Source organism: Winogradskyella ouciana (assembly GCF_009709615.1).
Taxonomy (GTDB): Bacteria; Bacteroidota; Bacteroidia; order Flavobacteriales; family Flavobacteriaceae; genus Winogradskyella; species Winogradskyella ouciana.
In genome coordinates, this window is the sequence record NZ_WJYA01000004.1 from 664,040 (window position 1) to 676,790 (window position 12,751).

General features: G+C 35.1%; 10 protein-coding genes. 9 read left to right on the plus strand and 1 reads right to left on the minus strand.

The window, feature by feature from the left end; all coding sequences use genetic code 11:
* Positions 1–2: 2 nt before the first annotated feature.
* Entirely contained in the window at positions 3–1,451 is a 1,449-nt protein-coding gene (miaB, locus tag F1003_RS06925; RefSeq protein ID WP_155088638.1) for a tRNA (N6-isopentenyl adenosine(37)-C2)-methylthiotransferase MiaB, read from the minus strand.
* A gap of 162 nt (positions 1,452–1,613) precedes the next feature.
* Between miaB and F1003_RS06930 the strand changes: the two genes are divergently transcribed.
* The 9 genes from F1003_RS06930 (at position 1,614) to F1003_RS06970 (ending at position 12,730) form a co-directional block, all read left to right on the plus strand.
* Positions 1,614–2,405 (plus strand): hypothetical protein, encoded by a 792-nt coding sequence (locus F1003_RS06930; protein ID WP_155088476.1) that lies wholly within the window; start codon positions 1,614–1,616, stop codon positions 2,403–2,405.
* Positions 2,406–2,450: 45 nt separating this feature from the next.
* A complete protein-coding gene (locus F1003_RS06935; protein ID WP_155088477.1) occupies positions 2,451–2,888 on the plus strand; it encodes a hypothetical protein in 438 nt (145 codons plus the stop codon).
* Between the two features lie 159 nt (positions 2,889–3,047).
* Positions 3,048–5,555 carry a type I DNA topoisomerase gene (gene topA / locus F1003_RS06940; protein WP_155088478.1) on the plus strand — a complete coding sequence of 836 codons (2,508 nt, stop codon included), beginning with the start codon at positions 3,048–3,050 and terminating at the stop codon, positions 5,553–5,555.
* A gap of 6 nt (positions 5,556–5,561) precedes the next feature.
* On the plus strand, positions 5,562–6,728 hold the full coding sequence (locus F1003_RS06945; protein ID WP_155088479.1) for a formimidoylglutamase: 1,167 nt from the start codon (positions 5,562–5,564) through the stop codon (positions 6,726–6,728).
* 166 nt (positions 6,729–6,894) lie between these two features.
* Positions 6,895–8,241: a T9SS ring complex lipoprotein PorK/GldK gene (porK, locus tag F1003_RS06950; protein WP_497986919.1), complete on the plus strand. Its 1,347-nt coding sequence runs from the start codon at positions 6,895–6,897 to the stop codon at positions 8,239–8,241.
* Positions 8,242–8,329: 88 nt separating this feature from the next.
* A complete protein-coding gene (gene porL, locus F1003_RS06955; RefSeq protein ID WP_155088481.1) occupies positions 8,330–8,962 on the plus strand; it encodes a type IX secretion system motor protein PorL/GldL in 633 nt (210 codons plus the stop codon).
* A gap of 53 nt (positions 8,963–9,015) precedes the next feature.
* The gene (gene porM / locus F1003_RS06960) at positions 9,016–10,596 is read left to right on the plus strand and encodes a type IX secretion system motor protein PorM/GldM (protein ID WP_155088482.1); all 1,581 of its coding nucleotides are present in this window, start codon (positions 9,016–9,018) and stop codon (positions 10,594–10,596) included.
* A 68-nt stretch (positions 10,597–10,664) separates the two neighbouring features.
* Entirely contained in the window at positions 10,665–11,573 is a 909-nt protein-coding gene (gene porN, locus F1003_RS06965; RefSeq protein ID WP_155088483.1) for a type IX secretion system ring subunit PorN/GldN, read from the plus strand.
* Between the two features lie 110 nt (positions 11,574–11,683).
* On the plus strand, positions 11,684–12,730 hold the full coding sequence (locus F1003_RS06970) for an NAD(P)/FAD-dependent oxidoreductase (RefSeq protein WP_155088484.1): 1,047 nt from the start codon (positions 11,684–11,686) through the stop codon (positions 12,728–12,730).
* The last annotated feature ends 21 nt before the right edge of the window (positions 12,731–12,751 follow it).

A 12,751-nucleotide genomic window follows, 5' to 3' on the forward strand; every position in this document is an offset into this window, starting at 1 on the left:
GATTAATTGTTTTTTGAATAACCAACAGCTTCACCTATAAGTGTAGCGCTAGTGCAATCCGTAATTTTCACATTGACAAAATCACCTGGTTTGTAATGTTCCTTCGGAAAAACAGCCATCATATTTTGGCTATTTCTTCCAGCCCAGTGCTTATCTGATTTTTTTGAAGATTTTTCGATTAAAAATTCTTCGGTCTTACCAACGTGTTTCTGTATCCTGTATAAACTATGTTGGCGTTGCAACGTATGTATTTCACTTAAGCGTCTTTGCTTTACGTCTGCAGGAACATCGTCTTCCATTTTACGGCCAGCAAGTGTTCCTGGGCGTTCTGAATAGGCAAACATAAAACCATAGTCATACTTTACATATTCCATTAAGCTCAGTGTATCTTGATGATCTTCCTCCGTTTCAGTAGGGAAACCAGCAATCATATCCTGACTTATGCCAACATCTGGTATAATGCGACGGATGTTATCGATAAGTTCAAAATACTCTTCGCGTGTATGTAAACGATTCATCTCCTTTAAGATACGGTTGCTTCCGCTTTGTACTGGCAAGTGAACGTAGTTACAAATATTTTCGTGAGCTGCCATAGTTTCAATAACATCTAATGTCATATCTTGAGGATTAGACGTAGAAAAACGGAAACGCATTTTTGGCTGCGCCTTAGCACAAAGCTCTAATAGTTTGGCAAATCTTACAGCAGTAGCTTTTTGCAATTCAGAAGCCTTTTCAAAGTCTTTCTTCAATCCACCACCATACCATAGGTAACTATCTACGTTTTGCCCTAGAAGTGTAACTTCCTTGTAACCTTTAGACCATAAATCGTTCACTTCTTCAATAATACTTTGCGGATCTCTACTGCGTTCTCTACCTCTTGTAAAAGGCACTACGCAGAAGGTACACATATTATCGCAACCACGTGTAATAGATACGAGGGCTGTAACTCCATTACTATTTAAACGTACAGGAGCAATATCTCCATAGGTTTCTTCTTTAGAGAGAATAACATTTATGGCATCTCTACCTTCATCTACCTCTGCAAGTAAATTTGGTAAATCCTTGTATGCATCTGGTCCAACGACTAAGTCAACAATTTTTTCTTCTTCTAAAAATTTAGTTTTTAGACGCTCTGCCATACAACCCAAAACACCAACCTTCATTTTAGGGTTGGTCTTCATCTTTACTCTATTATATTTCTGAAGGCGCTTTCTAACAGTTTGCTCAGCTTTATCTCTGATAGAACAGGTATTGACCAATACCAAATCGGCATCTTCTAGATTTTGGGTGGTATTAAAACCTTGTTTAGATAATATAGAAGCTACAATTTCACTGTCACTAAAATTCATCTGGCAGCCATAACTCTCAATAAAGAGCTTCTTATCATTACCTTCTTTTTGGTCTAAAACTAGGGATTCACCTTGTTTGTTCTCGTCTATTATCTTTTCCATATCTATTCCCGTATATCCGGAATCTCTAATGTTTTCTATATTCTCAATAAACATGCAAAGATAGGATTTTTTAGGCATTATGACAATGTGTCAGCCATATTAATTATTTGAACAAATCTCAAAAAAAGATTTATTTTTGAGGTACTAACCAATTCAGATAAAATGAGTATTTCAGAAATTCAACAACGTATACAAAATGCTAAGGACTTAGATTTTGGAACAATTTTTAATCAATCCATAGAGCTATTTAAGAAAGTTTGGGTGCAAGGTTTGGTTACCTTGCTTCTAAATATGGTATTGGCTATTCCGTTAATGATGCTAATATACATACCAATGATTGTTACAGGTATGGCAGATGTATATGCTAGTTCTTACGATCCTTATAATCCTTACTATTCAGAACCAGACATAAGTCCTATAGCGATGATAATACTGTTTGTTCTTTATTTAATTGCAATGTTGGGAATGAGTGTTATAGGTTTAGGGCTTAAGTCCGCTTTTTATAGAATATGTAAGCTCAAGGACCTTGAACAAATGGGTAAAGAAGATTATTTCTATTTTTTTAAGAAACCTTACTTAGGAAAAACGATTAAGCTCGGTTTGGCTTATATAGGTATTACTTTAATAGCTGCTTTGTTGTGTTTCCTACCATTAATTTATGCCATTGTGCCTTTGACTTATGTATTTGTGATTTATGCATTTAATCCTGATAAATCTGTTTCTGAAATAATTAAGCTGAGTTTTGATCTTGGTAATAAAAAGTGGTTAATTACATTTGGCCTAATAATCGTTGCTGGTCTATTAGCTGGAATAGTTGGCTTTATAATGTGCTTTGTTGGAATATATGTTACTGCATCGTTCTCTTATTTACCACCATACTTAATATATAAAGATGTGGTAGGGTTCTATGATGACAATGAAAACTTGCATATAGAAGAAAATTCAAGTTTGTAGCGCAACCTTTTTATAATTTCAGTATCTTATAATTAAACAAGAGTCATGAAATTTTCAAAATTTGGTATAGTATTATTATTCACAATGTTGTTATTGAATATGCAATGCAATGAAGATGATGTAAGGTCATCAACGTCTTGCGATGAGGTTGCGACTGTAGATAATGATTTGTATCAAAATACGCAAACGGCATTCTACAGTTTCGGAAATGTTGAAATAAGCGAAGATTGTTTATCTATTACCATTTCAGCGAGTGGTTGCAGTGGTGATTCATGGGAATTGGAGTTGATTGGAAGTGAGGATGTGATGGAGTCGTTTCCGGTGCAACGCAATATAAAAGCTGTGTTAACCAATAATGAAGCATGTTTGGCGGTTTTTAGTAGGGAGTGGACATTTGATTTAACACCGTTGCAAGTCGATGGAGAGAGTCAGGTTACTTTAAATCTTCAAGATTTTTCAGAACCAATTTTATATTCGTATTAATTATAAGAACATTAACATTTATAATTAAAGCCTTGTATTTAACAAGGCTTTTTTCATTATTCAAGTTGAGAAAACTACGATTAAATGCATGGTATTTAAGACCAAATTAGGATTGTAAATTTATTTTCATATACATTTGTAACCTCAAAAAAAGAAAGCATGTCGAAGAATCTTGTCATAGTTGAGTCACCTGCAAAGGCAAAAACAATAGAAAAATTTTTAGGAAAGGATTACAAAGTAGAGTCTAGTTTTGGACACATTTCCGACTTACCTTCAAAAGAGTTGGGAGTAGATGTAGAAGGAGATTTTGAACCTAAATACACAGTTTCTAAAGATAAGAAAGATGTTGTAAAAAAACTCAAGGAGTTAGCAAAGAAAGCCGATATGGTTTGGCTAGCAAGTGATGAGGATAGAGAAGGAGAGGCCATCGCATGGCATTTAGCCGAAGCCTTGGATTTAGATAAAGAAAAGACAAAGCGAATTGTATTCCACGAGATTACAAAGAGTGCTATTAATAAAGCAATTGAGAACCCTCGAAGTATAGATTATAACTTAGTAGATGCACAACAAGCAAGACGTGTGCTCGATAGAATTGTAGGGTATGAGTTATCTCCTGTTTTATGGAGAAAGGTTAAAGGAGGTCTATCGGCTGGTAGAGTGCAATCTGTTTCAGTACGATTAATTGTTGAACGTGAGCGTGAGATACAAGAGTTTGATACTAAAGCATCTTACAGAGTAGATGCTGAATTTACAACAGATGATGGAAAATCCTTTAAGGCCAAACTCCCAAAGAATTTCGATTCAGAAGAAGAGGCACTAGATTTTTTAAACAAAAATAAGGAGGCTGGTTACCAGGTTTCGGATTTGCAAAAAAAGCCGGCCAAAAAATCACCAGCAGCACCATTTACAACATCAACGCTGCAACAAGAGGCTTCAAGAAAATTAGGATTTTCGGTAAGTAGAACTATGAGTAACGCTCAGCGTTTGTACGAAGCTGGTCTCATTACTTATATGAGAACAGATAGTGTAAACCTTTCTGATGAGGCAAGAAAAGCTGCTGAAAGCGAAATTATTTCAGCTTATGGCTCGGAGTATAGTAAGCCAAGAAATTATAAAGGAAAATCTAAAGGTGCTCAAGAAGCTCACGAAGCCATTAGACCAACTGATTTTGCGAATCATACTGTAAGTGTTGAGCGCGACCAGGCGAGATTGTACGATTTAATCTGGAAACGTGCTATCGCTTCTCAAATGAGCGATGCAAAATTAGAGCGAACAAATCTTAAAGTTAAGGTTAATGCAACGAGTAAGGTAAGTCAACAATTTGTTGCAAACGGAGAAATCATCACGTTTGATGGGTTCTTAAAGGTGTATTTAGAAGGTACAGATGATGAAGACACAGAACAAGAAGGTATTTTGCCAGATTTAGAGATAGGTGAGAAGCTTAACAAAAATTATATCACAGCTACACAGCGTTTTACGAGACCGCCTTCAAGATTCACAGAAGCTTCATTGGTAAAGCAATTAGAGGAATTAGGTATTGGTCGTCCATCTACTTATGCACCGACAATTTCTACGATACAAAATAGAAACTATATAGAAAAAGGAACGCACGAGGGTGATGTTAGGGAATACAAGCAGCTGGTTTTAGAGGATAATACTATAAAGGACAAAACACTTTCAGAAAAAGTTGGCTCTAATAAAGGTAAACTAGTACCGACTGATACTGGGATGATTGTTACCGATTTCTTGGTAAATCATTTTGAAAATATTCTCGACTATAATTTTACTGCGAAAGTAGAAGAAAGCTTTGATGATATTGCCGAAGGTAAAGAAGATTGGCGCGCCATGATGAAAGACTTCTATAAAGGTTTTCATCCGCAGGTGGAAGATGTACAGGAAAATGCTGAGCGTGAATCTGGTGAACGTATATTGGGTACAGACCCAAAGACTGGTCGTCAAGTTAGCGTGCGTTTAGGGAAGTTTGGACCAATGGTTCAGGTTGGTACCGTAGATGATGAAGAGAAACCAAAATTTGCAAGTTTGTCCCCAGATCAACAATTAAACTCCATCACATATGAGGAAGCCATGGACTTATTTAAGCTTCCTAAAGCATTAGGACATTATAAGGATGATGAAGTTGAAGTTAACAATGGGCGTTTTGGGCCTTATGTGAGATTTGGTAAAAAGTTTGTGTCATTGCCAAAAGGAGTTGATCCTTTAAGTGTAGAATTGGAAGAAGCAATTACATATATTAAGGAAAAAGAAAAGGCTGATGCTCCTATATATATGTATGACGGTTTGGAAGTTACTAAAGGCAAAGGGCGTTTTGGGCCATTTATTAAATGGAACAACATGTTTATAAATGTCAATAAAAAATACGATTGGGATAATTTATCTGAAGAAGACATTGTAACTTTGATCGAGGATAAAATCCAAAAGGAAAAAGATAAACTTATCCATGTTTGGGAAGATGAAGGTATAAGGGTAGAAAAGGCGAGATGGGGAAGACACAATGTTATAAAAGGTAAGCAGAAAGTGGAGTTGGCTAAAACAGTTGATGTATCTGATATGACATTAGTAGAAGCTAAAGCCATTTTAGAGAAGAACGCCCCAAAAAAGAAGACAAGAAAAAAGACAAAGAAAAAAGCGACGACTAAAAAGAAGTAATACACTATGAATTTTAATTTTCTGACGTCTGTATCTGATGCGGTTTTAGCTCATAATGAACTAATAGCGCAACAAGCGCTAGGAAAAAAAATTAAAGTCCACTCAAGACAAAACGGAATTCCAGATTTAGATGATGTGCAAATGGCCATTATTGGAGTTCAAGAAAATAGAAATGATGTCAACTTTATGGGAGCTGATATTAATTTCGATTCCATTAGAAAAACACTCTATACGTTATTCCCAGGAAATTGGCACACTACAATTGCCGATTTGGGAGACATTGAATCAGGAGAGTCCGTTGAGGATACTTATTTTGCCATTAGAACGGCTATTACAGTTTTATTAGAAAAAAACATCATACCTATTATATTAGGAGGTAGTCAAGATTTAACTTATGCCAATTATAGAGCCTACGATTCTGTAAAGCCAATGGTAAATATTGTTAGTGTTGATACTAATTTCGATTTAGGTGATGCCAACCTTCCAATTAAGAATAATAGTTATGTTGGTAAGGTCATAGTAGAAGAGCCGTATAATCTATTCAACTATGCCACAATAGGTTATCAGACATATTTTAACTCCCAAGAGGAGATAGATCTCATAGAAAAGTTGTATTTTGAAGCCTATCGTTTGGGGGAAATTTCTGGAGACATAAATAAAGTGGAGCCGTTGCTTAGAGATGCACATATTGTATCTATAGATTTAAAGTCTGTAAGAGCGGCAGAAGTAAGTGAGAGTCAAAAATTTTCGCCTAATGGTTTTTCGGGTAAGGAAATTTGTGCCATAAGTAGGTATGCAGGCATAAGTAATAAGGTGTCGTCCTTTGGTATTTATGAATATCATAATTCAAAGAATGACAGTGCTACTTCAATGCTTATTGCACAGATGATTTGGTATTTTGTAGAGGGTGTTAATTGCCGCATTGCTGATGATGATTTTACTAATGAAAACCATTACCAAAAATTTAATGTATTGGTAGATGATGATGAACTTATTTTTTTTAAAAGCTTAAAAACTGGTCGCTGGTGGATAGAGATTCCATTTTTGCCAGATGTTAATAATAAATTAAAAAAGCATACGTTATTACCATGCATGCATTCCGATTATGTGCTTGCTACCCAAGGTGAAATACCCGAAAGGTGGTATAAAGCCTACAGGAAGAACAGCTTCTAAAAATGACATTTTATCGATGATTTAACGTTAAAAGCATCGACGAAATGCATTTTTTAAGGACGAAATGCAAAAAAAAATAGAAAAAAGTTGTTTTTTATAAAATATATAAATATGTTTACGACCTTAAAATTAAGGACGACTAATTTAACCTCGAGTTACTATGAATATTAAGAAGTTTATTTTACTAACCACTGTATTGGTTTTTGTTGCCAGTTGTAATTCTGGAGACCGTGGCCAATTAGTTGGAGTCAAAGGTAAAAAATGGCACCCTGAAAAACCGTATGGTATGACACTAGTTCCTGGTGGAGCTTTTATAATGGGTAAATCAGATGATGATATAGCTGGTGTACAAGATGCTCCTACCAAAACAGCTACAGTACGTGCATTCTATATGGATGAAACCGAGATTACAAATAGCGAATACCGCTCCTTTGTGTTTTGGGTAAGAGACTCAATCTTAAGATTAAAATTAGCTGAAATGGCTGATTTAGAAGGTAAGACTCCAGGTAATGGTGATATCGGTGAATTTGCTTATTTAGATTCAAATCCAGAAGAGATGAATGCTTATGAAAGCTATATGTTAAATACCTATGGTAATGAGCAGAGAAAAATTAATCGTGATGTAGAGTTGTATTATGATACGGACGATTATCCAGATGAGTTATATGCAGAGGTAATGGACGGTATGTACTTGCCATTAGAAGAATCTTATAACGGTCAGCGTACATGGGATGTTAAGCAATTTAAGTTCCAGTACACGTATATGGACATTGCTAAAGCTGCTAAAGATAGAAGCTTAAAGCGTTCAGAGGTTATAGAACAAGAGGAAGTTGAAGTATATCCAGACACTACGGCATGGATTAGAGATTTTGCATATTCTTATAATGAGCCAATGCACAACGATTATTTTTGGCATTCAGCTTATGATGATTATCCAGTAGTTGGTGTATCTTGGAAACAAGCACAAGCATTTTGCCAGTGGAGAACACTAAAGCATAATGGTTACCAAAGAAGTAAAGGGAAACAACCTGTCAACTCTTACAGATTGCCTTCAGAGGCAGAATGGGAGTATGCAGCTCGTGGTGGACTTCAAGGAGCATCTTATCCTTGGGGAGGACCTTATACTAAAAATGATAGAGGATGTTTTATGGCTAACTTTAAACCATTACGTGGTGATTATGCAGCCGATCAAGCATTATATACTGTAGAAGCAGATGCTTACGATCCAAATGATTTCAACCTATACAATATGGCAGGTAATGTGTCAGAATGGGTACATGGTTCTTACGATCCAGCATCTTACGAATTTTCTTCAACTATAAATCCAAATGTAAATGATCCAAGAAATTCACGTAAAGTAGTTAGAGGAGGCTCATGGAAAGATGTTGCTTATTTCTTGCAAGTAAGTTCTAGAGATTATGAATATGCGGATTCAGCTAGAAGTTATATCGGATTTAGAACCGTTCAGGACTATATGGGAACTGAAGTGACTAAAAACGCAGCGACGAACTAAAATTTAAAATTATTAAATAACAACCCAAATTAAAATTAACCTACTTAAGTTACACATCCATTAACTTAAACTTAAACTAAACAAAATTATGGCACAGAAAGGTAAAATGACTTTAACAAACATGATCTACGGATTAGGAGCAGCAATCGTAATCGTAGGTGCATTATTTAAGATACAACACTGGCCTTATGGTTCTGAAATCTTAACCATAGGTATGATTGTTGAAGCTCTGGTATTTACATACTCAGCATTTGAAAAGCAACAATCAGATTTAGATTGGTCTTTGGTATATCCTGAATTAGCTGGCGGTCAGACTCTAGGTAAAAAGAAAAAAGAAGAACCAAAAGATGCTGAAGGTATGTTGTCAAAGAAATTAGACAATTTATTAAAGGAGGCTAAGATAGACGGTGAACTTATGGCAAGTTTAGGCGACAGTATCAAAAACTTTGAAGGTGCTGCTAAAAACTTAAATCCAACTGTAGATTCTATGTCTGCTCAAAAGAAATACAGCGAAGAATTATCTTTAGCTGCTGCACAAATGGAGTCTTTAAACAGTCTTTATAAAGTACAGATGGAAAGTGCTAATCGTCAAGCTGCTATCAACGAAGAAGCTGTAGAGAACGCAACCAAGCTTAAAGAGCAAATGCAATCATTAGCGTCTAACCTTTCATCTTTAAACGGTGTATATGGCGGAATGCTTTCTGCAATGAACAAAAACTAATTAGTTTTTAGGTATAATCAATTTAATTAATTAACATTTAAAAACTAATTACAATGGCAGGAGGAAAATTATCTGCAAGGCAGAAAATGATTAACTTAATGTACTTGGTATTTATTGCTATGATGGCGATGAATATGTCTAAGGAAGTACTATCCGCTTTCGGATTGATGGAAGCAAAATTCTCGGCATCAAACGCTGTAGCTGACGAAAAAAACGAAGCTTTATTGGCTGATTTATCAACTAAAGCTGAAGAGAAGCCAGCTGAATTTAGAGTTCCAGCAAACAAGGCCACTTTAGTAAGTGCGGCTTCTGATAAGTTTTATAAGTATATTGAAACTTTAAAGCAAGACTTATTAAGAGAAGGTGGTTACTCAATTGACCCTGAAACTGGTGAATTACCATTTGAAGCGATGGATAAAACAGATATCCTTGATGAAATGTGGTTTACAGGAGATCGTTATACCAAAAAAGGTCAAGAAGTTGTTGCTAGGATTCAAGCTTATAAAGATGAAATCAAAGAAATTTTAGGTAATGATGTGAAGTATCAAAAAGCTTTGGAGCGTTTTGATGAGCGTTTTAGCCTAGACAAAGTTGAAAATAAGAAAATAGGTAAAGAAATTGACTGGTTGAATTATCATTTTCAAGGTTTCCCGGCAATTGCATCATATACTAAGCTTACGGCTATGCAAAATGATGTAATGGTTACTGAAGCTAACTTGTTTAACCTATTTTTAGGTAATTCTCTAGATGAGGCTGTATCATTGAAAAAATACCAAGCCATTGTATTGGCTGATAAGTCTGCATTCTTTGCAGGAGAAAAATTTCAAGGTAGAGTTGTTTTAGGAAAATATGCAAATGTTACACCTACAAAACTGACGGTTCAAGGAAATGAGATTAATGTGTCAGAAGTATTAGACTCTACCGGTGCTGCAAAACTAGATTTTAATGTTGGTAATGTTGGTGAGCATCAAATAGACGGTAAATTTACCTTCTTAGAAGATGGTAAGCCATTAGAAATTCCAATTGTTGGTAACTATGTAGTAGTACCAAGGCCAAACTCTGCTACTATTTCTGCAGATAAGATGAACGTTGTTTATCGTGGTGTGGCTAACCCAATGACCATTTCATTTGCTGGTGTACCAGACAATAAAGTTAGCGCTTCAGGACCAGGCTTATCAAGAGTTGGTGGTCAAGGAAAATATGTAGTTAACGCTGGTGCTGGTAAGGAAATGACAATTAATGTTACTGCTACTCTTGATGACGGATCTAGAGTAAGTGACAGTAAAACATTTAGAATTAAAGATATTCCTGCACCAACCGGCAAGATTGCTGGTCAAATAGGTGTTGTAAAATTACCGAAGCGTAATGTAGAAATTGGTACTGTTGGTGCTGAGCTAAGAGATTTTGTTTTTGATTTACCAATACAGGTAACTTCATTTAAGATTAAAGTACCAGGACAACCTACAATTAATGTAGCTGGAACTAAAATGAATTCTCAGGCTAAATCTGCAATACAAAAGGCAAGAAGAGGCGATAATATTACAATTTTTGATATTAACGCTAAAATTCAAGGTAATTCAAAATATAGACTACAAAATGTATCACCAGTTATTGTTGAAGTTACAAGTAACTAATTGATATAATTTATAGAAAATATAAACGTTACAGATTTAAAGAAACCCAAATTATTAAATTAAGTAAAATGAAAATAAGAAGTTTAATATATGTAGGATTAACATTCTTGGCAACCAATGCTATGTTTGCCCAAGCCAATATCCTTAATGCTAAGATACCAGAAGAAATTGGTATGAAAACTGAAGCGCAACTACTTCTAGACAACGATAAGCCTTTAGAATATGGCTATGTTGGAGATAGAGACATTTTATTTTCAAAGATGATTTGGGAAAAAGTTGTTTTAGATGAACGTGTTAATTTTCCTTTATATTTTCCTGTAGAAGGAAATTTAGGAGACGACCGTAAGTCCTTATACCGAGTTTTGAGAGATAATATGGACAGCGGAATGATTCCTAAAGTTTATGCAGACTCTTACTTTACAGAAGAACGAACTTTAAAAGATATGGAAGCTTCACTGAGTATGAGGAAGATTACTGATGCTGGTATTAGATATATGAACGAGAACGGAGTAGGGGAAGATGAGATACCAGAAGAGTATATTATAGAAAGGAATATTGAAGCAGCTGATATTAACTCGTATTTAATAAAAGGACTTTGGTATTTTGATAAGCGTCAAGGTGAATTAAAGTACAGAATTCTTGGAATTGCACCTGCGGCTCCAGATGTTAACTTTATAGATTCGGAAGATTCAGAAAATAGTGAACCAATTCCTATGTTCTGGGTATTTTATCCAGAAGTTAGAGATATTTTGCATGAAGCTAAAGCCTTTAATGATAATAATAGCTCTACGCCAATTTCTTTCGATCACTTATTGAATAGCCGTCGCTTTCATGGATTAATCTATAAGGAAGAGAATGTCTATGGTGATAGGGAAGTTAAAGAATACATCGCTGAAAATGCATTGATGCAACTTTTAGAATCAGAACGTATCAAAGACAAGATTAGAGATTTTGAACAAGATATGTGGAGTTACTAGTTAACGTTCATAATAAATATATAGACGCTCACTTTTTAAGTGGGCGTTTTTTATTGAATTAAAACTACGTGTCATGCTGAGCCTGTCGAAGCATATCTTATTTTTGTTAAATGAAACAAGTAGATTACATCATTGTTGGTTGTGGATTGGCAAGTATTGCGTTTTGTGAAAAGTTACGAGCCAATAATAAGTCTTTTGTTGTGTTCGATGATGAATCGCAGCAATCTTCCATTGTGGCAGCCGGATTATACAATCCTGTAATATTAAAACGTTTTTCAGAAGTTTGGCGAGCAAAAGAGCAATTGGAAATTGCTTTGCCAGTCTACAATAAAATTGAAGCAGATTTGAATATTAAGATAGATTACAGACTTCAAATTTTAAGACGATTTGCTTCCGTAAAGGAGCAAAACTTATGGTTTAATGCCTCAGATAAACCTAAGCTAGAGCCCTATCTTTCTACAGAGCTTGTCAAAAATTCTAATAATGCTATTGATGCGCCCTATGGATTTGGAGAAGTGTTACATGCAGGACGTATAGATACCGAAACGCTTATAGGCGCTTACAAGAACTTTTTAAAAGAAAACAATAGTTTATATAAAACTAGATTTAAATACGATAAGCTTCAGATTAAATCAGGTTCATTTCAGTATGAAGATGTAATTGCGAAGTATATTGTTTTTGCAGAAGGTTTTGGTGTAAAACAAAACCCATATTTCAATTTTATTTCGTTGAATGGAACTAAGGGTGAAGTTTTAACCATTAAAGCACCAGAACTTAAATTAGAGTATGCTATTAAATCATCAGTATTCGTAATTCCTGTGGGTAATGATCTTTATACTGTTGGCTCTACATATAATCGAGATGATAAATCCAATACACCTACACAGGAAGGCAAAAACGAATTGCTTTCAAAACTAAAAACTTTTGTAACATGCGATTTTGATGTTGTAAACCATGTTGCGGGAATTAGACCTACCGTTAAAGATAGAAGGCCTTTGGTCGGCAAACATCCAGAGCACAAAAATTTGTATGTCTTAAATGGTCTAGGGACCAGAGGAGTAATGATTGCACCTTATGTTGCAGAGAAACTTTACCGTTTCATTGAAAATAACGAAGCTTTAGATAGCGAGATTAATATAAATAGGTTTCTGGGTTAAGAGTAAGTTTTCCTTTCCTCT